The sequence below is a fragment of the Acidovorax sp. Leaf160 genome (genome assembly GCF_001424265.1).
Taxonomy (GTDB): Bacteria; Pseudomonadota; Gammaproteobacteria; order Burkholderiales; family Burkholderiaceae_C; genus Paracidovorax.
The window spans coordinates 149,768-169,411 of record NZ_LMOV01000002.1 but is presented as its reverse complement, the minus strand read 5'-3'; the positions used below and the strand labels follow the sequence as shown (position 1 = coordinate 169,411).

Sequence of the window (19,644 nt, the reverse complement as noted above, 5' to 3'; positions counted from 1 at the left end):
CCGCCCACTCATGGCCACCTACGCCTGCACAAACTGCGAAGCGGACGTGGACGAGCTGGCGGACGAGTGCCCCAAGTGCGGAGCGCCTGTGCGGACTGGCGCCCGCCGCCGCCGGCCACGCCCAAGCAGTCGGCCGAGGTGGCGCACAGGAATCGCGTGAGGTGGGTCGTGGGGGCGAGCGCAGCGGGGGCGCTAATGGTGCTGTTGGCGAGGGCGTGCGAGGTGGCGGAGGGGGAATAGTTGGGAGGCACGGAACGTAGCGTCGGTCCGGCGGCTAATCCACCGCTGTCTTCTTACCGCCCAGCTGTCTCTCCTCCGTCCAACGTGTTATCAGCCGTTGACAGTTGTTGCCTTCGAACTTGTTTTAAGGCATGATCGCTGGTAGGTGCTTGACTTAAGCACTGACGCCGGTGGAATCCCGGCGAATCATCCGCCCATCGTTGTGATTGGCGGATTTTTTTTATCCCGAGGAGCCGCTATGGAATGGGCAAAACCAATCTATTCGAAAGGTCAGATCGATCGAGCCGCAAAAATGCTCGTCAATCCTGGCGCTAACGATGGTGGTGGAGACACGAGCGCCTTGGTGATTGTAAACAATTGGCGTGCAGCACATAATTTTCCGCTCAACACTTTCCAAGTAACACTGCGAAAAAAATCTCAAGATATTGACGGCAGTCGGTTGGTTGCTCAGCGAATTAAGAGAATGTCGTCGATCGAAGCCAAATTAGCACGATTTCCACGCATGCGAATGTCTCAAATGCAAGATATAGGCGGATGTCGAGCGATTTTGAGCAGTGTTAAAAACGTGGAGCGGTTGGTAGAAAAATATACAACAAGCGATATCAAGCACAAGCTGGATTCATTGGACGACTACATCAACAACCCAAAAGAATCTGGTTACCGCGGCGTGCATATGATCTATCGGTACAACAGCGACCGCGAAGGCCCGTCAGTTTATAACGGACTTTTCGTAGAAATGCAGATTCGGACGAGACTTCAGCACACCTGGGCAACCGCTGTGGAAACGGTGGGAACGTTCCTTCAGCAGGCTTTGAAATCAAGCATGGGTGAGGCTCAATGGCTTCGGTTTTTCTCTTTGATGGGCAGCGCCTTTGCAATCAAAGAAAGATGCCCTGCAATGGTGCCGGGTACGCCGCTTGAAGAAAAAAGTTTGAATGCCGAGATCCGCGACATTGAGGCGAGATTGAATGTCAGGTCCGTCCTAACGATGTACCAGCAGGCAATTCGAGTGGCAAAAGATGGGCTCAAAAAGGGGGACCATTACTATTTGCTTACCTTGGAGCCATCTAAACATCAAATGCGCGTGACGGGCTTCAAAAAGACACAGCTTGTTGAGGCTTCAGAAAAATATGTTAGTGAGGAAGCGCGCATCGCTAACACCCCAGGTTCTGAAGCGGTGCTAGTTTCGGTCGACTCCATAGCATCACTAGAACGAGCATACCCAAACTACTTTTTGGATACGACCACATTTCTGGCTGAGCTTGAACGTTTAGTAACAAGCGGTGCGTAGTGAACGGCATCAAACTCACTGCGAAATTAGCCCGAGTCAAGAGACAATCTGCAAGCGCGACAGATTTGAAACGGGTTTCTTGGCAACAGTTTGAGCAACTCGGTTTTCGCGCACCTAGGGTTTTTCAGCGCTTCATAGCCTCTCGCGATGTGCCCGCGCCCGCACCCCGACCAGCAGATCTTTTCGCGCGGCGCTAAAGCCGCTCATCTATTAGCGAACCTCATCCAGGCAGTCGAGACCGATCTCTCATGGGCGGCTGGTCGGAGCGATTGCCGGTTGGTCGGTCATGACAACTCCTGTAGGTGGCTCACTCTAAAACCGACGTGTCACGCGAAAGGTAGGACCCGCGGACTGCAAACACTGTATATTTGAACAGTGTTCTGCGAAGTCACTACCCTCCGCCTTGATGGCATCCGGCTGCGCCCCGGCGAATGGCCGGCGCCAATCCGCGGGCGGATGGTCTTCGAGCAGCATGGGGGCCGGGTCATGGCGTCCCGGCGGTCCATGCGGAGCGCTGAGCTTCTGACGGACTGGGGCACCACGCCCGTGCCTACGCTGCACTTGTTCGACCCCGAGGTCGTGGATGTCGTGGGCGACGCGCTCCTGTTCAGGGGGTACGTGATCAAGACCACACCCGAGGACAAGCGCTGCGCCGAATACCAGCAGCTCTGGCTGGTTCGCCCTTGCATGAGCATGGACGCGCCGCCCCTGGCGCCCTTCGATCCCTCCAAGTGGGTGAGGCGGCTTCCCATCGAGGAAAGCTCGCCGGACGAGCCGACCTCCAGCGCCAAGTGGCTGGCGGCCCACCCGGACGCTCCCGACTGGAAGCGATGACATGAACTGCCCACCAGACCACCCCACCCTGCTCACCATGCCCTCATGGGGCGGGCCATTCCCGTCCGTGGCGATCCTGCCGCTGCCGGCCGCCGAGTACGAGCTGCGCCAGGTGCAGCCGGGCTGGTTCGAGGTGCGCGAGCGCTCGAGCGGCTCGCTGATCTGGTCAGGGCTGGGGCCAGCCAGCGTCACCGTGTCGCAGGCGCCGTTCTGAAGCAGCCGCCCTGCGAGAATCGATGCCCATCAGGAGGCATCGATGGCAAACGAGACACCCCAGAAGCGGCTCAGCATCCAGCAGCTTGCTGACTTGGCTGGCACGGACGAGCTTCCGGAGCAGTACCGCCCGCGCCGGGCGAAAGCCGCCGAGGAAGACTTCTCCTTCCCGCGCCCACCTGCTTTTGTCCACCCGCCTTCGCCGCCGGCTCCGCCGCAGATCTACTCGTTGAGGGTCGAGCGGATTCGCCAAATGCCGGATGACGAGCTGATGCGCTACCTGACGCGCGAGAAGATGCCTGAGGACGGAGTGCTTGACGATGGCGCGAAGATGGCCATCAACGCTGAACTGCTCAGGCGGCAGGCCGCCGCCTTCGAACGGCCCGCATGGTGGAAGGACCGGAACTACTGGGTGGCGCTGGTCGCTGCAGTCGGCGGGGTCATTGCAGCGGTGCCCGTGGTCCTGGACTGGGTCGCCAAGTAGGGGGCCCACACGGACGGCCACTGGCCGGCGAGGATGACCATGTTGGTCAGCAGCACCACGCAGAGGCCCGCGCCGATGATGCGATAGCTGCGGCGCGACATGACGACGCAGCCGGGCGGCACGTAGCCCCACTCGCCACGCTCCGAAAGCCGCCGCATCCGCACGCGCTCCGCCCGGCGTCCGGCCCACCCTGCCCACCCTGCCCACCACCGCGTGGGATTTTTTTCGCCCGCTCGTTCCATTGTTGCTCCTTCGCCCAAGGGGCGTGGAGAAATTTTACCGAATCAGTTTAGCGATCGCTTGACTGTTAGTTGCGTGATGGCTAAACTTCACCCATCGCCACCCCAGCTCCGACTGGTAAGCGATGACGGCAACGACTGATGGCAGCGAAGGAATCCCGTAGCTGAGTGCCCGCCGAGGTGCACGCCCATCTAGCCCGAGGGTGGAGGCAAGCAAGCGAGCTGGGCCGGGATCAGTTCGCGAATGAATGCCCTCTTTGGAGGGCCATCACATCGGCCCACTGGCGCAGCCTGATCAGCTGCGCGCAGCAATGCCGCGTCGAACCGTCAGGCTCGGATAGCAACCGAGGGCGGGGAGTCTCGCAGTGTGCCGATGTGATGGTGAATGCGCAGGCTGATGCGCAAGTGTCTAGGGGACTGGAAGCGGCCACAGCGGGACACCGCCCACGGCAAAGAAGGTGCCGGCCTTCAATCAAAAACCGGGAAACAGGCAACCCCCAGCCAAACGACGTGCGTATCAACCTTGGCGGGCGCACGCGGGGATCGGACCCACCGCACGCGGAAGCAAGCCGGAGATCAGCACCGGCCACCATCAAGAGCGGGTCGGGAGTTCCTGGCCGTGAGCGCAGCAGGTGGAAGCCCTGCACCTATTTCGGCGTCTCCGCTTAGAGCCGCCCTTCACCGCGCCGCTGCAGGACCACGAACCCTGCGGCGGCTGCCCTTCGGGGCAGCGGTCTTTCTACACCACACCAGCCCGCCGCATGCGGGCTTTTTCATTGGAGCGCGCAATGGCTTCTGCTGGCTTCTTCACCCGGTTGGCCCAGCTCAACACTGACGGCCCGAACATGTTGGCGACCTGCGAAGGCCCCACCGAAATGGTCTGGGTCTGCAGCATATGCGATGAGTCGCATGACGACGAGGACGACGCAAGGAGCTGCTGCAGGCCGGATGTCTACGAGCGCTTTCGATGCTCGGCCTGCCGGTCCGTCTACCGCGAAGAGGCAGACGCAGCAGATTGCCATCCGACAGCCGGCGGCAGTCAGCCGATGCAGTGCCCTATCTGTCTTGCGCGCGCTGAATCCTTCGAGGAAGCCGCGGACTGCTGCCTCCACACGCACCCAACGATGACGGCAATGGGGCGTGAGCGAGTCGCTACAGCGGTCGCGTCAGGCATCCCCTGGCCCGACGCCATCTCGGCGAACGAATCCCACTGACCCACCAGGCCGCCCACCGAGGTGGCTTTTTTCATGCAGGGAGAACCATGAACCAGCACCCCACCGTCCGCCGCACCGATCTGCACCGCGTGTGGATCGCGCCTGGCACACCGGCAGACGAAGACCACCGAGCGCAGGCCGACATCGAGCACATGCAGCACCGCGAGGGCATCCGCGACAGCGTGGCGCTGAACCTGCAGATCCGCGCTGCGGCGCAGCCTGGGATGGGCGGATGACAGCCGACGTCACCCGCCGCACCTGGTCGCTGCCGTCGCCCGCAGTCATCCGCGCCAGCCAGCGCGCGCAGCGTGAGGCCAAGAGCCTCGACGCCGCCCGCGCACTGCTGGCAGAGGCCGAAGCCGCTCTCGCCGGCTGCACCGACACACCCGCCGCCCAGCTCCGGGCGCGCATCGCCCTCTTCCGGGCCACCACCTGAAGGATCGAACATGCCACCCATCGAGAACATCAAGCTCTGGTCCGCAGCACTTGCCGTGGCGCTCCTTCTGGGCACAAGCCACCTGCTGGACGGCCCTGACGAACTGGAGACTGCCCAGGCCGTAGCGGAAGAAGTCGAAGCTGCGCCTGTCGCCGCCCGCGCGCAGGCCCGCCAGGAGTTTCTGCAGCAAGTCGCGGAGCTGTCCCGTTGACCATCCTCCGCACCATCCAGCTCGCAGCCTTGACGCTCGCTTGCTTCGCCGCCGCTGGCTTCGCGGCCGGCGTCATCACCGCATTCCTGCCACCACCACATTGAGGATCACATGACCACAGCAACCGACACCGAAGTGCTGGAGCTTGAGACGGCCCCGCGCGCTGCGCAGCCACTGGCAACTCAGCACCAGGGCGCACTGGCTGCCAACTCCCCCGCCGCCATGATGATGGCCGCGATGAACCAGGGCGCCAGCCTGGAGCAGGTCGAGAAGATGATGGACCTGCAGGACCGCTGGGAGCGCAAGGAAGCCGAGAAGGCCTACAACTCTGCGTTCGCCGCTTTCAAGGCCGAGGCCGTGCGCATCGTGAAGGGCCGCAAGGTAACGGACGGCCCACTGCGCGGCAAGGAATACGCCGAACTGCACGACGTGGTGGACGCGGTGACGCCGGCCCTCTCTCGCCACGGGCTCAGCACCTCGTGGAAGCTGACACGCGACGAAAAGGACTGGCTGGAGGTGACGTGCACGCTGAAGCACGTGGGCGGCCATTCCGAAACGGTCAGCATGGGCGGTCCGCCGGACGCGGGCGGCGCGAAGAACCCGCTGCAGGCCCGGGCCAGCACGAAGAGCTACCTGGAGCGCTACACCCTCAAGGCCATCTGCGGCGTGGCCGAAGGCGGAGACGACACCGACGGCAACACGCCCGCCGCCACCGTGCCCCTAGCGCTCATCACCGCCGCGCGCGAGGCGGCCATGGGCGGTTGGGCCTCCCTGAGCGCGCACATCAAGAGTCTCTCGCCTGCCGACCGCGAAGCGCTTGAGCCCGAGAGCTACGCCCTGAAGAAGGCTGCCAAGGCCGCCGACCAGCAAGGAGCCAAGCAATGATCCACCACAACCACGAACAGGGCTCCGAGGCCTGGCTGGCCGCGCGCAAGGGCTGCATCACCGGGTCGCGCTTCAAGGACTGCCGCGAGAAGCTGGCGAAGGGCGGGCCATCGAAGAACTGCCTGGCCTACGCCATGGACACGGCGCGCGAGCGCGTGGGCGGCCGCGCCCCGGCGAAGTTCCAGAACGCCGCAATGCGTTCCGGCACGGAGCAGGAGCCGCTGGCCCGGTTGGCGTACGAGCGCCGCACCGGCAACCTGGTGGACGAGGTGGGCTTCTTCACCACGGAAGACGGCCTCTACGGCCTGAGCCCGGATGGCCTGATCGATGACGACGGCGTGCTGGAGATCAAGACGATGGTCAGCAGCGACACGCTTTTCACCGCCGTTGCCGAGGGCGATGTCTCCGCGTACATGGACCAGTGCCTGGGCTACCTCTGGCTGCTGGGCCGCCAGTGGGTGGATCTCGTGCTGTGGGTGCCCGACCTGAACCACATGGTCATCAAGCGCATCACGCGCGACGAGGACGCCATCGAGGCGCTCGAGGCCGACCTGCTGGCGTTCGCGCGGCTGGTGAAGGGCTACGAAGACACGCTGCGCGCCGCGCTGGCCACCAACGACGAACAGGCCAAGCAGGCCGCATAAGGATCACGACACATGGCAACCCTCATTGGACTCTTCACGCTGGGTCGAGACGCCGAGTTGCGCGCCACGCAAGGCGGCGACGACGTAGCCGGATTGGCCCTGGCCTACAACTACGGGCGCAAGGACCAGAGCGGCAAGCAGCCCACGCAGTGGATCGACGCCGCGCTCTGGGGTGACCGCGGGCCGAAGCTGCAGCAATGGCTGGTCAAGGGCGCTCAGTTCCTCATGCACATCGAGGATCTGCACGTCGAGACCTACGAGAAGCGCGACGGCGGCCAGGGTGTCAAGCTGGTAGGCCGCGTGGCGAACATCGAGTTCACCCGCGGCGGCGTGCCCGACGACTCGCAGCGCGCTCCGGCGACGGCGCCTGCCGCACGCCGGCCTGCTCCAGCGCCCCGAGCCCCAGCACCGGCGCCGCGCGCCTCATCGGGATTTGACGACATGGACGAGGGCGACATTCCCTTCCGCGACCCGCTCAGCTACCGAGGTGCACACCTGGTGCTGTAACCCACCCCGGCAGATAGCCCCTGACCTACCCGCCCCAGCGCGGGCGGTTCGGAACATTCCCAGCCACGCCTAAGAAGGCTCAGGCGCGCCGCCTTGAAGCGGCGATGCCGGCAAGCGCCAGAGCGGCCGACAACGCCAACAGGCCTGGCATGCCGATACCTGGGACCGGTGTCGGCCGCAGTGAAGCCAAAGCGGCAGCTGCGGCGTCCGTCTCCAGGCGCAGTAGTAAGTTCGCGGGCCTGGGCTGCCAGGCAGGCGAACCAGATGGGTCTGTTACATAAGCATTCCCCGGCGCCACTACCGAGGTGAATGCCCAAGCTGCTCCGCCCGAAGAGGCGCTCAGGACGACCCAGCCGGGCACACCCGGAGAAAAAGTCCGCTCGCCGACGAAGCGCGTCCGGCCATAGCTACCGCCACTTCGGGGCAGCGGCTCAATTTGTCGGAAAGCTGTGCAGTTGGTCAGATCAGGCTGAGCCCCGTTGAGACCGTCGGCGCAAACCCGCACCGAGATCACCGAAGGCACGACGAATTCAAACAGCTGGAGAGTCAACAAATCCACGACCGCGGCTGTGTCGAGGGTGATCTTAGCCGCGAGTTGCAAATTTCCACTCGCGGTGTAGCCGCTGATGGCGCCGGGTGCGGCCGAAGTGTCATAGACGACTGCTGCGTGCGCAGCTCCTGCGCAGGCGACAGATAGCGCGACAGCGGCCGCGTTCCGGCAAATCACATTCCCCAGCATTTCGGCCCCTGTAGTGAAGGCGCGATGGTATCGCCCCGACAGTCGGGGCGGCGAATTGATTTCTCACCCCCCCGGCCCGCATTGCGGGCTTTCTCATTTCAGGAGCCCGCATGAAGCGTGACGCCTTCACCCTGCCCCTCGCCTTCCCCGGCGAGCTGATCGTTGACAACTTCGCCGGCGGCGGAGGCACCAGCACCGGTCTGGAGCGCGCATTCGGCCGCCCGGTGGACATCGCCATCAACCACGACCCCGAGGCGCTGGCCATGCACGCGCTGAACCACCCCCACACGCAGCACCTGTGCGAGTCGGTCTGGGACGTGGATCCCATCGAGGTCACCCGCAACCAGCCGGTGGCGCTGGTGTGGCTGTCGCCCGACTGCAAGCACTTCAGCAAGGCCAAGGGCGGCACGCCGGTGGCGAAGCACATCCGAGGCCTGGCCTGGGTGGGAATGCGCTGGGTGGCGCTCTGCAAGCCGCGCGTGCTGATGCTCGAGAACGTCGAGGAATTCCAGACCTGGGGCCCGCTGCTGGTGGGCGCCGACGGCCTGGCCCGCCCGGACCCCGCGCGCAAGGGCCAAACGTTCCAGTCATTCGTGCGCCAGCTGCGCGGCCACGGCTACACGGTGGACTGGCGCGAGCTGCGCGCCTGCGACCACGGCGCACCCACGATCCGCAAGCGCCTGTTCCTGATCGCGCGCCGCGACGGCCTGCCCATCGCCTGGCCTGAGCAGACGCATGCCGAGCCCACCGACCGCCGCGTACTGGCAGGCAAGCTGGCGCCCTACCGCACGGCGGCCGAGTGCATCGACTTCGAGCTGCCCGCAGAGAGCGTGTTCGGCCGCAAGCGCCCGCTGGTGGACAACACNAGGCAAGCTGGCGCCCTACCGCACGGCGGCCGAGTGCATCGACTTCGAGCTGCCCGCAGAGAGCGTGTTCGGCCGCAAGCGCCCGCTGGTGGACAACACCATGCGCCGCGTGGCGAAGGGCCTGATGCGCCATGTGCTCAGCAGCGCCAGCCCGTTCATCGTGGGCGTGGGCGGCCGGATGGGCCAGAGCCCAGCGCGCAGCGTGAATAGCCCGGCGCAGACCATCACGGCCAAGGCCGACAGCTGCGTGGCCCAGCCGATCCTGACGCCCTACCTGACCGAGCACGCGAACGCCAGCAACCAGCGCACGATGCCCGCCGATGAGCCCATGCGGACACAGTGCGCGCAGGTGAAGGGCGGCCACTTCTCCGTGGTGGCTCCCACGCTGGCCCCGCTGCGCGGCACGTCCGAGCAGCACCTGATCGGGCACAGCGTGGAGCAGCCACTGTCCACAGTGTCCGCCGGCGGCACGCACCACGCCTTGGTAGCGGCGCACATCACCAAGTTCAACACCGGCAGCGTGGGGAGTGCGGTGGATGCGCCGCTACCGACGATCACGGCCGGCGGCGCGCCGAAGCGACCCAGCACCGGTATCACGCAGGGCCTCGTAGGCGCGCACCTCGTGACGGTGGGCTACGGCGAAAGGCCCGGCCAGGATCCGCGCGCGCAGTCAATCGAGCAGCCGCTGGGCACTGTGGTGGCAGGCGGCGTGAAGTCGGCGGTCGTGGCGGCTCACTTGACGCACCTGACTCACCACGGCGAGCGCAGCGGGCACGACCCGCGCGAGCCGCTGCGCACCGTGACAGGCGCTCACCGCGGCGAGCAGGCGCTGGTAGCGGCCCACCTGGTGGACATGGGCCACGGCGAGGGCAAGTGCGGCACCAAGCGCTTCAGCCATGGCATCCGCAGCATCGAGATGCCGCTCAACACCGTGACGGCCAGCGGCGCCACAAGCGCACTGGTGGCCGCCTGCCTGGAGCAGGCCAACGGCGGCTTCTACGACGGCGACGGCCGCGCGGCGGATGCGCCGATGTCCACGATCACCGCCGCCGGCAGCAACCAGCGGCTGATCAATGCCTACATGGTGAAGTACTACGGCATGGGCGAGAACCACCACACGGTTCACGCCCCTGCATCCACCATCACCAGCAAGGACCGCTTGGGCCTGGTGCAGACCGTGCAGATGCCGGCCGCTGCGCTGGCGCCCGAGCACGCCGAGCGCGCCCGCAAGTCCGGCCGACATGGTGCTGATGCATCACGCGGGCCAGTGGTGGGTGCTGGTGGACATCACGCTGCGCATGCTGAAGCCGCGCGAGCTGTATCTGGCGCAGGGCTTTCCGGCCGGCTACCAGTTCCAGGAGATTCCCGACCCTGCCCTGCTCTTCGCGGATGGCAAGCAGGCCACGGACTCGCCGCTGGCCGTGCCGCGCATCCCGCTGAGCACCACCGCCCAGGTGCGGATGTGCGGCAACAGCGTCAGCCCTCCGATGTCTGAAGCGCTGGTGCGATCGAACTTCTCCCACGAGACGGCCTGGATGGCCGCCGCCTGATCCCCGCCCCACCCGGGGCACAAACCCTCTGGAGGCCGCATGGCAACCACCGAAGAACGAAACCAGCAGGTGCTGGCTGTGCTGAACGCAGCCAGCGAGCCCATCGGCCCCACGGAGATCGCATACCGGGTGCGCCGCGACTGGGCCTACAACAGCGCGCCCATCGTGCCCGTGCTGCGCCGGATCGGCGCCGTGCGGCACCCCGGCGGGCGCTACACGAAGCCGGAGGTCGCCAATGGCTGACACCACCCCATCCCAAGACCTGATCGACGCGATCACCTCATCGCGCGACGCCTACTTCGGCCACCGCGGGCACCTGCAGCGCACCGCGGAATCGGAGCGCCTGTTTGCGGAGGCGTTCACGCTCGGCGCGGACTTTGCGCTGGATGCACCCCAGCCCAATGCAGCGCTGGCTGATGGGTGGGTGCCGATCAAGGAGCTGGGCTACGACGATGACGGCGAGGCGCTCCTGTTTAAGCACGCTTTCGGCGTCGTCGCCGCAGTATGGCTGAACGAGGATCACCCCGATGCAGAAGGTCGAGGTTGGCATGAGGCGTGGAGTCACAAGCGGCTTTGGGACTACACGCACATGCACGCACTTCCCGTCCCTCCCACCCTCAATGCAAGAAAGGAGGCCAGCAATGGCTGATTCATTGGCAACCGGGGCAGCGCTGACCGCTGACACTTGGGCCGACTTCGTCGCGCGGCTGAGGCATGACTGCGTGGGGGCAGGCGTTGATCGGCACTACACCGCCGATGCAGCGTTTCTTGTGCAAAAACGCGTGTGGCAAACGGTTCCTGATGAGCTTTCCGACATCCTGCGCATCTACACAGATGGGCACGACGAACCGCTCGACCAGTTCTTCAACGACCTTGAGTCCGATCAGCAGGCCGCACTGAACGAAGCCGTAGACGGCGAGTTTCTCAAGGCAGACGGCTACGACGCAGCCCAGGCCATCGAACGCCTTCACCCCGACTCGACCCTGTACCACGCCGAAGAGCGTTGGGAATTCGTCTGCCAGCATTTCACGAGAGATGCCGCCGAAGCCTTCATCCGGCGAAAGGGCCACGACTACCGCGAAGGGCTCCGCGTCTATGTGGACGCCACGGTCTATAGCCGCGAACTCAACGCCATCAAGGCGGCCATTCTGGACGGAAGTATCGGATTCATTGCCAAGGAACCATCATGAACGCCCCCAACCCATCCCCCACCCAGCCGCCCGCCGCCGTGCCGGAGGCGCTGCCCAACCACGAACAGATTTGCGACCTTCTCCAGATCGGCAACCCGAGCGATGAGGAATGCCGTCTGATCCGCCTGGGCTATGGCGCCGCCACCCATGCAGCAGCACCAGCCCACACCCAGGCAGAGCCGCCCGGCGCGGCCGCAGAGGCCGACTTGGCTTTTTCGACGGTGCGCTACATCCTCGGCATGCCCGGTGCGAAAGGCACCCCGAACGACCATATGAAGGCCATCATTGACCACGTTGCGGCGTGGCCCCTGGTAGGCAGTGAGGCGGTGAAAAGCCGCGCGTCCGAAAGGGCCTGCAAACTCGTCGCAGCCCTCGCAGCCCCGGCCCCCACCACCGAGCAAGCGGCGCCGGCCACGCGGGACCAAATCCGCGAGGTGTTTCTGCAGCATGGCTTTACCGTCAAGGAGGGGCAGACCGACCTCAAAGAGTACGTCTACGACGCGGCCTATGCCCTGCTCGTCCGGTTTGCCGGTCACCCGACATGGACGCCTCAGATGATGGAGAAGATGCAGGAATTGACCGATGGCCTACCCGAGATCGGCGCCACCCCCGGTGGGGAAGCGCCAGCCCCGGATGCGATCCGCGCCCTGATCGCCCGCCACGCCGAGGAACTTGAAGGCAATGAGTCGGCCTATTTCGAGCTGGCGTATCACCGCGCCACCGGCTGGATGGCCTGGATCACGGACAAGCCGCTGTGCATGCCTCCGGTCATCAGCCCTAATCGAAAGGTGCTGCTGTCCGGGCAGGGTGACACGCCTGACGAGGCATGCCGGGACGCCATGTCCGCCCAGAGCCAGAAAGGCACAGCATGACGGCGGTCGCCTGCGCCATCATTCACAGCGACGGTCATTCGGCTGCGGAAGACAAGTATGGGTGCGTGCTGCCCGAGGGACACGACGGCCCCCACGAGTTCGTTGCCCAAGACGGCCGCTGCTGGCTGTGGGAAACGGACCTCGAATGCGACTGCGCCCACTGTGCACGCTGCGAAGGCGACTACTGCACCCAGTATTGGCTGAAGCCCCGCGTCGCCGGCGTGCGGCTTGAGGGCGCAGCATGAAAAAGAACGTCCTATCCCTCTCCATCGCCGCCATATTCGACGGCCTGGGCCTGGCCCTGCAGTCGTCGCCCACGGTGATCGGCCGCACCGACAGCCAGCAGCACGACCCGCCACCCCAAGCCGCCCCGCCCCGCGCGCCCACCGCGCTCCCAACCCCACAGACCCACAGCCCGCCTTGAGCGGGCTTTCATTTTTGGAGGCAGCATGAGCACCATGACCACGGTCCATCCCCCCGCAACTGCGAGCAGCACGACCCCTCTCCCCTTCTTGGCCGACGATGAGGTGCGAGAACTGACCCATCGCGAGCGCCCGGCGGCCCAGGCCCGCGCACTTGACGCCGTGGGGATACCCTACCGCCGGCGACTCGACGGCACCCTGCTGGTTATCCGCGACGACATCAAGGGCACGCCGACCACGACGCGCCCAGCTGCCAACGGCCTTGACTGGAGCCACGCCGCATGAGCCGCCCGCGCGACCGCCAATCGGCGACCGGCCTGCTGCCGCTGATGGAGGCCCGGCCGCGCAAGGACGGCAAGGTCACCTATCGCTACCACCCGTTGCGAGGAAAACCGATCAACCTGGGAACCGACCGCGCTGATGCGATCCGCAAAGTGCTGGACCTGAACGGCCGGTCGACCGACGCCGGCACGGTGGGGGAGCTCTGGCGCGCGTACGTCAACACTGCCGACTTCAAGCGGCTCTCCGAACTCACGCGCAAGCAGTACGCCGAGTACTGGACTCGCTTGGCCAAGGTCTGGGAGCGCGGGGTAGTGGCAGCCATCCGGCCGGCGGACATCGCCAAGTACCTCCGGGTCTACCGTGCAGAGGCGCCCATCGTCGCAAACCGCGAGGTGGCCGTGCTGTCGAACCTTTTCAACCTTGCCATCGAGCGCGGTGACATCGACCGCAATCCCTGCAAGGAAGTGCGCCGAAACCGTGAAGCACCACGCACTCGATTGGTCGAGGTGCACGAGTTCGAGCCGTTCGTGGCGTGGGCGCTGCTCCAAGGCCCAAGCGCAGTGGTACTGGTCAGCATGGCCCAGTTCGCTGCCCTTACCGGCAACCGGCGTGCTGAGTTCCTGCAACTGCATTGGCCGCAGGTCGACGATGAGATCGTGCGGCTGCAGCGGGCCAAGCAACGGGGCAACGCCACGAAGCGCGAACTGGTCGGCATCAGCGATGCCTTGCGCGAGGTCTTGGACCGGATGCGCGCCCTGCCTGGATACAACCCAATGGGCGCGGTGTTTCGAGCACCGAGGACTAATAACCCGTACTCAGAGGCGGGGTTTAAGGCCATGTGGGCACGCCTGATGGCGTCAGCAATCGCTGAAAAAGTTGTGGCTGAGCGCTTCACTTTCCACGACTTGCGAGCGCACTACACGACCTACTTCAAGTTGAGATTCGGCGAGCTGCCCGAACTGCACGCCGACCCGGCGACGACCGCCGGGGTCTACGAGCGCAGCCGCGAAGTCCGTCGCAGAGCGCTGTGATTTCCCACCGTGGGAAATAGAAACGCCCCACGCTATCAATAAGATAGCTGGGGCGCCTTGATTTACTTGGGGTGGCTGATGGGGCTCGAACCCACGACAACAGGAATCACAATCCTGGACTCTACCAACTGAGCTACAGCCACCGTAGATTTGAATTATAGCCAGAAAAAACGGCGCTTCCAGGAAATCGCCGCATTATTCAAAAACTCATTCGGCGGCGGGCCGTGGAGGCTTGATGTGCACCTCGAACCGCTGCTTCAGGAACTCGTAGTACGCCAGCGCTTCTGCCGAGCCCCACGACTGCTGGAACTGCTGGTGCTGTTGCTGGGCGGTGGCGGCATCCACAGGGGGGCGATCCAGCACGCGATCGAGCTTCACCACGGCGTAACCCAAGGCGCCCAGATCCACGCCGGACCATGAAGGCAGCGGGTCGACCGGAGCGTGCAGCACGGCGTCCACCAGGGCACGGGGTTGCCCTTGCGGCTGGTCCCGCGAGAACACGAGCGGCGGCGTCAGGCCGGTGGCCGTCGACGGCGTAGCCTTCCAGGCCGCCAGCTTGGCCTCGCCTTCCTTGCGCGCCAGTTCAGCCGATTTCTCCGCCACGTATTGCTCACGCACCTGGCTGCGCACCTTGTCGAAGGGCAGTGTCTGCGCGGGCGAATAGGCGGTGATACGGCCGGCAGCCATGGTGCTCGGCGCGATCTCGACGGCCTCGGTGTTGCGCTTGTTCTGCAGCGAGTCGGGCTGGAACAGCGCTTCCAGGAATCGGGCGCTGGCGAGCGGGCCCTTGGCGCCCGGCTGGGGCGTGCGGGTCACGTCGCTGGCCGTCTGCACCTTCAGCTTCAGCTTGTCGGCGACGGGCTGCAGGCTGTCGGACTGCTCGTAGACACCGTTGGCGAAGGCCTCGGCGACTTCGGCGAACTTGCGCTGGGCTTGCTGCTGCTTCAGCTCGGCTTCCAGCGAGGGACGTGACTCTTCAAACGTGGGCTGGCGCGGTGTTTTCACATCGGTCAACTGGATGATGTGGTAGCCGAAGTCGCTTTCCACCACGTCGCTGATCTCGCCCTTCTTCAACGCAAATGCGGCGTCCTCGAAAGGCTTGACCATCGCACCGCGACCGAAGAAGCCCAGATCACCGCCCGAAGCCGCAGACCCTGGATCCTGCGATTCCTTCTTGGCCAGTTCGGCAAAGCTGCCGGGAGATTTGCGCAGCTGCGCCAGCAGCTCGGTGGCACGGGCCTTGGCCTTCTCGCGGTCGGCGGCGGGCGCGTCCTTGGGGGCATTGATCAGGATGTGGCTGGCCTTGCGTTCTTCCTTGCCGGCCAGACGCGCCAGGTTCTCCTTGTAATAGGTGCGCAGGTCGTCTTCGCTCAGCGTGACGCCGGCGCGGACTGCGTCGAGGTCCAGCACCACGTACTCGGCCGTTGCCTGCTCTGGCTGCTGAAAGCGCGCCGTGTGCGACTGGTAGTAGGCCTGCAGATCGCTGTCGCTCGGGCTCACCTTGCCCGCAAAGTCGGCCGGGTTGAACCGCACCACCTGGGCTTCTCTACGCTGGTAGAGGGAGTCCAGCGCCAGCTGGGACTCGGCCTTGCTGACGAAAGACGACGAGATGACCGGGCCCATCACCTGGTTCACCGAGATGTCGTTGCGCACGCGGGCTTCGAATCCTTCCGGCGTCAGGCCTTGGGCACCAACCAATGCACGATAGGCCTCGCCGTCGAGGCTGCCGTCCGGTCGCTTGAGGCTGGCAATGGCAGGGATGTTCTGCAGTTCGCGGGCCAGGCGGGCATCGCTGGCGCCGAGGTGCAGCTTCTTGGCCGCCGTCTGCAACACCCGGTCGCGGACCATGCGCTCGAGCGTTGCGTAACGCGCAGCGGGCGAGTCGAGCAGCTTGCCGTCGATCTGGGGCGACTGCGCGCGGATGCGGTCGGACTCGGCCCGGTGGGCATTGTCCCAGTCGGCTTGCGTGATGTCATGGCCGTCCACGCGTGCGACGACCGGGCTCTTCTCGGAGAAGTAGTTGTGGTCGATACCCACAAGCACAAACGAAGGAATGATCAGCAAGAACAGCAGGATCATCACAATCTTGGAGTGCTTGCGGATGGATTCGAACATAATCGATCTTTCAATGGCGGCAAAAGAAAAGGCGAACTTTCGTTCGCCTTTTCAGGGGTGGTGGTGGGTGCTGACGGGGTCGAACCGCCGACCTACGCCTTGTAAGGGCGCCGCTCTACCGACTGAGCTAAGCACCCCACCGGAAACTACCCATCAGTTCAGGGCATCCTTCAATGCCTTGCCTGGACGGAACTTCGGAACTTTAGCAGCCTTGATCTTAATCGTATCACCGGTGCGGGGATTGCGGCCCGTACGGGCTGCGCGCTTGCCCACGGCGAACGTACCGAATCCGACGAGCGACACCGTGCCACCTTTCTTCAGGGTCTTCTTGACCGCTTCGATGGTGGACTCCAGCGCGCGTGCAGCGGCGGCCTTGGAGATATCGGCGTTGTTGGCAATGTGCTCGATCAGTTCAGTTTTATTCACAAGAAGCCTCTCGGGAAAGGAGTGGGTGGAATGTCTTGGCAAATCTGGCTTCACCACAGCCTCGGCGCCACCGGACGCGGCAGAGGCGCCAGGGGCAGTGTGCGGAGGGAGGGTGAAAGCGACAACAGCTCAAGCTGTTGGGATTAGAGCCACCGGGTTTGCGGGTGTCAATAAGGACAGTCGCTTTGCAGGGGCGCGGGTGGCGATTCTAGTCGTATTTACACACGGTTTCGGGTGCCGCAGGCGACGCTTCACCGCGTCACGCGCGCGCGGATTTCCGGCAGTGCCTTCTGCAGGTAATACACCATCGACCACACCGTCAGCACCGCTGCGATCCAGATCAGCCAGGTGCCCCAGACGCCCGTGTCGACGACACCGAAAACACGCCCGTCATAGAGCAGGAACGGAATGGCGACCATCTGCACGGTCGTCTTGAGCTTGCCCAGCATGTGCACCGCCACGCTCTTGCTCGCGCCGATCTGCGCCATCCATTCGCGCAAGGCGGAGATGGCGATCTCGCGCCCGATGATGATGAGGGCAACGAATACATCGGCCCGTTGCAGATGCACCAGCACCAGCAGCGAGGCGCACACGAGGAACTTGTCGGCGACCGGATCGAGGAAGGCGCCGAACGACGACGTCTGGTTGAGCTTGCGCGCCAGGTAGCCGTCGAGCCAGTCGGTCGCGGCGAACACCACGAACATGACCGTGGCGATGAGGTTGCGGGTGGCTGGCTCCAGCGGCGCATAGAACACCCCCACGATCAAGGGTATCGCGACGATGCGCGTCCAGGTCATGATGGTGGGGATGGTGAAGAACATGGGGCGGATTGTTGCACGCGCGGGCTGGCGCGCTCAGCGCAGCGCGCGGTAGATTTCCTCGGCCAGGTCGCGCGAGATGCCGTCCACGGTGATCAGATCTTCCACACTCGCCGCTGCCACGCCCCGCACCCCGCCGAAGCGTTGCAGGAGCCGGGCGCGCTTCTTCGGCCCCACGCCTGCGATTTCTTCCAACTGCCCGCCGCCGACCCGCACCTTGGCGCGTGCGGCACGCATCCCGGTGATGGCGAAGCGATGGGCCTCGTCGCGGATCTGCGCCACCAGCATCAGCGCAGCGGAATCACGGCCCAGGTAAACCTTATCGCGCCCGTCGGCGAAGACCAGTTCTTCCAGCCCGACCTTGCGACCCTCCCCTTTCTCCACCCCGACGATCCGGGTCAGGTCGAGACCGAGCTGGGTGAAGACTTCGCGCGCCATGCTGACCTGACCCTTGCCGCCGTCCACCAGCACCAGATCGGGCAAGCGTGCCTGCCCGGGGGAGGGGTCGGCGCCGCCCGCCTCGCGTTGGGCCTCTGCCACCTTGCTGTAGCGGCGCGTGAGCACTTGCCGCATGGCGGCATAGTCGTCCCCGCCCGTGATGCCTTCGATCTTGTAGCGGCGATATTCGCTGCTCTGCATCTTGTGGTGATGGAAGACGACGCACGACGCCTGCGTGGATTCGCCCGCCGTGTGCGAGATGTCGAAACACTCGATGGTGAGGGTCGCCAGGTCGTCCACCTCCAGATCGAGCGCATCGGCCAGGGCCCGGGTGCGCGCCTGTTGCGAGCCTTCTTCCGCCAGCAGGCGGGCCAGCTGGATGTCGGCGTTCTTCTGCGCCATCTCCAGCCAGGCGCGGCGCTGCTCGCGGGGCTGGTGGATCGCCGACATGCGCACACCCACCTGTTGCGACAGCGCCGCCAGCAGGGCGCGGTCGACGGGGTGGCTGGTCACCAGCACGGGGGGTGCCGGAACGCCGATGTAGTGCTGCGCGATGAAGGCCTCCAGCACCTGCACTTCGATCGAGCGGGCGGCCATGGGCGCGGACCCAGCCTGGTCGGCCGCCGCGTCCGCATTCACCGACTCGGCCGCTGCACCGCCCTCGCCTGCCCCGTCCGCTGAATCCGGCTCCTGCGGCTCTTCCGCCTGAAACACCGCCACCGCGTCTTCGACGTGCACGGGGAAATACGCGCGGTCCCCCAGGTGGCGCCCGCCGCGCACCATGGCCAGGTTCACGCAGGCCCGGCCTCCCAGCACCTTGACGGCGAGGATGTCCACGTCCTTGTCCGACGTGGTTTCGATGGCCTGCTGGTGCAGCACGCGCGAGAGCGCCGAGATCTGGTTGCGCACGTCGGCCGCCTGCTCGAATTCGAGCTTGCCGGAATGCTCCATCATGCGCGCCTCCATCGCCTGCAACAGCTCCTGCGTCTCGCCGCGCAGCATGGCCTCGGCATGGTGGACGTCGCTGGCGTAGGCCTGGGGCGAGATCAGATCCACGCAGGGGCCGCTGCAGCGTTTGATCTGATAGAGCAGGCAGGGACGGGTACGGTTGGCGAATACAGTGTCCTCGCAGGTTCGCAGCCGAAACACCTTCTGCAGCAGCAGGATGGTTTCCTTGACGGCCCAGGCGCCGGGATAGGGACCGAAGTAGCGGTGGCGCTTGTCCACCCCGCCGCGGTAGTACGCCATGCGCGGAAACTGCTGGCCCGGATAGTCACCGCTGCCGTCTCGCGCGGCCACGCCGGTGATCTTCAGATAGGGATAGCTCTTGTCGTCCCGAAAGAGGATGTTGTAGCGCGGGTTCAGCGACTTGATGAGGTTGTTTTCCAGCAGCAGCGCTTCGGCTTCCGACCGCACGACCGTCGTGTCCAGCCGCGTGATCTTGCTCACCATGTGGCCGATACGGGTGCCGCCGTGGGTCTTGGTGAAGTAGCTGGAAACCCGCTTCTTCAGGTTGCGCGCCTTGCCCACATACAGCAGCCCCCCCTGGGCATCGAAATAGCGGTAGACGCCCGGAAGCGGAGGCAAGGCAGCCACCTGGGCCAGCAATTCAGCGGAGTGCACATCGGACATGTGCGTATTGTGGCCGGTGGGCACCGGCGGCGCCGTTGGCGGCCTGGCGAATGCACCCTGCCCGC

At 65.0% G+C, this 19,644-nt stretch carries 24 protein-coding genes, 2 tRNA genes and 1 pseudogene; 19 read left to right on the top strand and 8 right to left on the bottom strand.

Annotated features, from left to right (window positions below; genetic code table 11):
• Positions 1-385 precede the first annotated feature (385 nt).
• From ASF94_RS20605 to ASF94_RS02780, 4 genes are all read left to right on the top strand, one after another.
• On the top strand, positions 386-1,531 hold the full coding sequence (locus tag ASF94_RS20605; RefSeq protein WP_156382402.1) for a RelA/SpoT domain-containing protein: 1,146 nt from the start codon (positions 386-388) through the stop codon (positions 1,529-1,531).
• A 504-nt stretch (positions 1,532-2,035) separates the two neighbouring features.
• Positions 2,036-2,365, top strand: coding sequence for a hypothetical protein (locus ASF94_RS02785; RefSeq protein ID WP_156382401.1), 330 nt, complete (start codon positions 2,036-2,038; stop codon positions 2,363-2,365).
• Position 2,366: 1 nt separating this feature from the next.
• Positions 2,367-2,579 (top strand): hypothetical protein, encoded by a 213-nt coding sequence (locus ASF94_RS21075; RefSeq protein ID WP_156382400.1) that lies wholly within the window; start codon positions 2,367-2,369, stop codon positions 2,577-2,579.
• Between the two features lie 42 nt (positions 2,580-2,621).
• Positions 2,622-3,062, top strand: a complete 441-nt coding sequence (locus ASF94_RS02780; protein WP_056661230.1) for a hypothetical protein — start codon at positions 2,622-2,624, stop codon at positions 3,060-3,062.
• Positions 3,063-4,040: 978 nt separating this feature from the next.
• Here ASF94_RS02780 and ASF94_RS21070 read toward each other — a convergent pair.
• Positions 4,041-4,196, bottom strand: a complete 156-nt coding sequence (locus ASF94_RS21070; protein ID WP_156382399.1) for a hypothetical protein — start codon at positions 4,194-4,196, stop codon at positions 4,041-4,043.
• A 366-nt stretch (positions 4,197-4,562) separates the two neighbouring features.
• Here ASF94_RS21070 and ASF94_RS02775 point away from each other — a divergent pair, with 366 nt between their 5' ends.
• The 6 genes from ASF94_RS02775 (at position 4,563) to ASF94_RS02750 (ending at position 7,198) form a co-directional block, all read left to right on the top strand.
• Positions 4,563-4,751: a hypothetical protein gene (locus ASF94_RS02775; protein WP_056661227.1), complete on the top strand. Its 189-nt coding sequence runs from the start codon at positions 4,563-4,565 to the stop codon at positions 4,749-4,751.
• Positions 4,748-4,951: a hypothetical protein gene (locus tag ASF94_RS02770; protein ID WP_056661225.1), complete on the top strand. Its 204-nt coding sequence runs from the start codon at positions 4,748-4,750 to the stop codon at positions 4,949-4,951. Before ASF94_RS02775 ends, ASF94_RS02770 begins: the two co-directional genes overlap by 4 nt.
• Positions 4,952-4,961: 10 nt before the next feature.
• Positions 4,962-5,162 (top strand): hypothetical protein, encoded by a 201-nt coding sequence (locus ASF94_RS02765; protein WP_056661221.1) that lies wholly within the window; start codon positions 4,962-4,964, stop codon positions 5,160-5,162.
• Between the two features lie 111 nt (positions 5,163-5,273).
• Positions 5,274-6,047 carry an ERF family protein gene (locus tag ASF94_RS02760; RefSeq protein WP_082492941.1) on the top strand — a complete coding sequence of 258 codons (774 nt, stop codon included), beginning with the start codon at positions 5,274-5,276 and terminating at the stop codon, positions 6,045-6,047.
• Complete coding sequence (locus ASF94_RS02755) at positions 6,044-6,691, top strand: lambda exonuclease family protein (RefSeq protein WP_056661219.1); 648 nt, start codon at positions 6,044-6,046, stop codon at positions 6,689-6,691. Before ASF94_RS02760 ends, ASF94_RS02755 begins: the two co-directional genes overlap by 4 nt.
• 12 nt (positions 6,692-6,703) lie before the next feature.
• Entirely contained in the window at positions 6,704-7,198 is a 495-nt protein-coding gene (locus ASF94_RS02750) for a single-stranded DNA-binding protein (RefSeq protein ID WP_082492940.1), read from the top strand.
• 79 nt (positions 7,199-7,277) lie between these two features.
• Here the strand turns inward: ASF94_RS02750 and ASF94_RS21065 are convergent, their stop codons facing one another.
• Positions 7,278-7,937, bottom strand: a complete 660-nt coding sequence (locus tag ASF94_RS21065; protein ID WP_156382398.1) for a hypothetical protein — start codon at positions 7,935-7,937, stop codon at positions 7,278-7,280.
• 110 nt (positions 7,938-8,047) lie between these two features.
• Between ASF94_RS21065 and ASF94_RS21670 the strand changes: the two are divergent.
• The 9 genes and pseudogenes from ASF94_RS21670 to ASF94_RS02705 form a co-directional block, all read left to right on the top strand.
• Positions 8,048-8,802: pseudogene (locus ASF94_RS21670) on the top strand (DNA cytosine methyltransferase); the annotation flags it as partial.
• Positions 8,803-10,392: 1,590 nt separating this feature from the next.
• Complete coding sequence (locus ASF94_RS02740) at positions 10,393-10,596, top strand: hypothetical protein (RefSeq protein ID WP_056661213.1); 204 nt, start codon at positions 10,393-10,395, stop codon at positions 10,594-10,596.
• Positions 10,589-11,002, top strand: coding sequence for a hypothetical protein (locus ASF94_RS02735; RefSeq protein ID WP_056661210.1), 414 nt, complete (start codon positions 10,589-10,591; stop codon positions 11,000-11,002). The genes ASF94_RS02740 and ASF94_RS02735 overlap by 8 nt, the downstream gene beginning before the upstream one ends.
• Positions 10,995-11,543 (top strand): hypothetical protein, encoded by a 549-nt coding sequence (locus ASF94_RS02730; protein WP_200932999.1) that lies wholly within the window; start codon positions 10,995-10,997, stop codon positions 11,541-11,543. Before ASF94_RS02735 ends, ASF94_RS02730 begins: the two co-directional genes overlap by 8 nt.
• The gene (locus ASF94_RS02725) at positions 11,540-12,415 is read left to right on the top strand and encodes a hypothetical protein (protein WP_056661204.1); all 876 of its coding nucleotides are present in this window, start codon (positions 11,540-11,542) and stop codon (positions 12,413-12,415) included. The genes ASF94_RS02730 and ASF94_RS02725 overlap by 4 nt, the downstream gene beginning before the upstream one ends.
• On the top strand, positions 12,412-12,660 hold the full coding sequence (locus ASF94_RS02720; protein WP_056661201.1) for a hypothetical protein: 249 nt from the start codon (positions 12,412-12,414) through the stop codon (positions 12,658-12,660). The genes ASF94_RS02725 and ASF94_RS02720 overlap by 4 nt, the downstream gene beginning before the upstream one ends.
• A complete protein-coding gene (locus ASF94_RS02715) occupies positions 12,657-12,839 on the top strand; it encodes a hypothetical protein (protein WP_056661198.1) in 183 nt (60 codons plus the stop codon). The genes ASF94_RS02720 and ASF94_RS02715 overlap by 4 nt, the downstream gene beginning before the upstream one ends.
• A gap of 25 nt (positions 12,840-12,864) precedes the next feature.
• The gene (locus ASF94_RS02710) at positions 12,865-13,122 is read left to right on the top strand and encodes a DUF4224 domain-containing protein (RefSeq protein ID WP_056661195.1); all 258 of its coding nucleotides are present in this window, start codon (positions 12,865-12,867) and stop codon (positions 13,120-13,122) included.
• Positions 13,119-14,150 carry a tyrosine-type recombinase/integrase gene (locus ASF94_RS02705; protein WP_056661192.1) on the top strand — a complete coding sequence of 344 codons (1,032 nt, stop codon included), beginning with the start codon at positions 13,119-13,121 and terminating at the stop codon, positions 14,148-14,150. The genes ASF94_RS02710 and ASF94_RS02705 overlap by 4 nt, the downstream gene beginning before the upstream one ends.
• A gap of 67 nt (positions 14,151-14,217) precedes the next feature.
• Here ASF94_RS02705 and ASF94_RS02700 read toward each other — a convergent pair.
• From ASF94_RS02700 to uvrC, 6 genes are all read right to left on the bottom strand, one after another.
• A tRNA-His gene (locus tag ASF94_RS02700) sits at positions 14,218-14,293 on the bottom strand.
• A gap of 64 nt (positions 14,294-14,357) precedes the next feature.
• Positions 14,358-16,265, bottom strand: a complete 1,908-nt coding sequence (locus ASF94_RS02695; protein WP_056661189.1) for a SurA N-terminal domain-containing protein — start codon at positions 16,263-16,265, stop codon at positions 14,358-14,360.
• A gap of 61 nt (positions 16,266-16,326) precedes the next feature.
• Positions 16,327-16,402: transfer RNA gene (locus ASF94_RS02690), tRNA-Val, on the bottom strand.
• A gap of 16 nt (positions 16,403-16,418) precedes the next feature.
• Positions 16,419-16,691, bottom strand: a complete 273-nt coding sequence (locus ASF94_RS02685; RefSeq protein WP_007858657.1) for an HU family DNA-binding protein — start codon at positions 16,689-16,691, stop codon at positions 16,419-16,421.
• A gap of 251 nt (positions 16,692-16,942) precedes the next feature.
• Positions 16,943-17,512: a CDP-diacylglycerol--glycerol-3-phosphate 3-phosphatidyltransferase gene (gene pgsA, locus ASF94_RS02680; protein WP_056661186.1), complete on the bottom strand. Its 570-nt coding sequence runs from the start codon at positions 17,510-17,512 to the stop codon at positions 16,943-16,945.
• Positions 17,513-17,545: 33 nt separating this feature from the next.
• On the bottom strand, positions 17,546-19,579 hold the full coding sequence (gene uvrC / locus ASF94_RS02675; RefSeq protein WP_056661394.1) for an excinuclease ABC subunit UvrC: 2,034 nt from the start codon (positions 19,577-19,579) through the stop codon (positions 17,546-17,548).
• Positions 19,580-19,644: the final 65 nt, after the last annotated feature.

Bases quoted from the DNA above. Each gene is read 5' to 3' on its own strand.
- ASF94_RS02695 (WP_056661189.1), bottom strand. From the start codon at position 16,265: ATGTTCGAATCCATCCGCAAGCACTCCAAGATTGTGATGATCCTGCTG.
- ASF94_RS02730 (WP_200932999.1), top strand. From the start codon at position 10,995: ATGGCTGATTCATTGGCAACCGGGGCAGCGCTGACCGCTGACACTTGG.
- uvrC (WP_056661394.1), bottom strand. From the start codon at position 19,579: ATGTCCGATGTGCACTCCGCTGAATTGCTGGCCCAGGTGGCTGCCTTG.
- ASF94_RS02720 (WP_056661201.1), top strand. From the start codon at position 12,412: ATGACGGCGGTCGCCTGCGCCATCATTCACAGCGACGGTCATTCGGCT.
- pgsA (WP_056661186.1), bottom strand. From the start codon at position 17,512: ATGTTCTTCACCATCCCCACCATCATGACCTGGACGCGCATCGTCGCG.
- ASF94_RS02765 (WP_056661221.1), top strand. From the start codon at position 4,962: ATGCCACCCATCGAGAACATCAAGCTCTGGTCCGCAGCACTTGCCGTG.
- ASF94_RS02725 (WP_056661204.1), top strand. From the start codon at position 11,540: ATGAACGCCCCCAACCCATCCCCCACCCAGCCGCCCGCCGCCGTGCCG.
- ASF94_RS02715 (WP_056661198.1), top strand. From the start codon at position 12,657: ATGAAAAAGAACGTCCTATCCCTCTCCATCGCCGCCATATTCGACGGC.
- ASF94_RS21070 (WP_156382399.1), bottom strand. From the start codon at position 4,196: ATGCTGCAGACCCAGACCATTTCGGTGGGGCCTTCGCAGGTCGCCAAC.
- ASF94_RS21065 (WP_156382398.1), bottom strand. From the start codon at position 7,937: ATGCTGGGGAATGTGATTTGCCGGAACGCGGCCGCTGTCGCGCTATCT.
- ASF94_RS02770 (WP_056661225.1), top strand. From the start codon at position 4,748: ATGACAGCCGACGTCACCCGCCGCACCTGGTCGCTGCCGTCGCCCGCA.
- ASF94_RS02760 (WP_082492941.1), top strand. From the start codon at position 5,274: ATGACCACAGCAACCGACACCGAAGTGCTGGAGCTTGAGACGGCCCCG.
- ASF94_RS02755 (WP_056661219.1), top strand. From the start codon at position 6,044: ATGATCCACCACAACCACGAACAGGGCTCCGAGGCCTGGCTGGCCGCG.
- ASF94_RS02785 (WP_156382401.1), top strand. From the start codon at position 2,036: ATGCGGAGCGCTGAGCTTCTGACGGACTGGGGCACCACGCCCGTGCCT.
- ASF94_RS02735 (WP_056661210.1), top strand. From the start codon at position 10,589: ATGGCTGACACCACCCCATCCCAAGACCTGATCGACGCGATCACCTCA.
- ASF94_RS02775 (WP_056661227.1), top strand. From the start codon at position 4,563: ATGAACCAGCACCCCACCGTCCGCCGCACCGATCTGCACCGCGTGTGG.
- ASF94_RS21075 (WP_156382400.1), top strand. From the start codon at position 2,367: ATGAACTGCCCACCAGACCACCCCACCCTGCTCACCATGCCCTCATGG.
- ASF94_RS02705 (WP_056661192.1), top strand. From the start codon at position 13,119: ATGAGCCGCCCGCGCGACCGCCAATCGGCGACCGGCCTGCTGCCGCTG.
- ASF94_RS02780 (WP_056661230.1), top strand. From the start codon at position 2,622: ATGGCAAACGAGACACCCCAGAAGCGGCTCAGCATCCAGCAGCTTGCT.
- ASF94_RS02710 (WP_056661195.1), top strand. From the start codon at position 12,865: ATGAGCACCATGACCACGGTCCATCCCCCCGCAACTGCGAGCAGCACG.
- ASF94_RS02740 (WP_056661213.1), top strand. From the start codon at position 10,393: ATGGCAACCACCGAAGAACGAAACCAGCAGGTGCTGGCTGTGCTGAAC.
- ASF94_RS02750 (WP_082492940.1), top strand. From the start codon at position 6,704: ATGGCAACCCTCATTGGACTCTTCACGCTGGGTCGAGACGCCGAGTTG.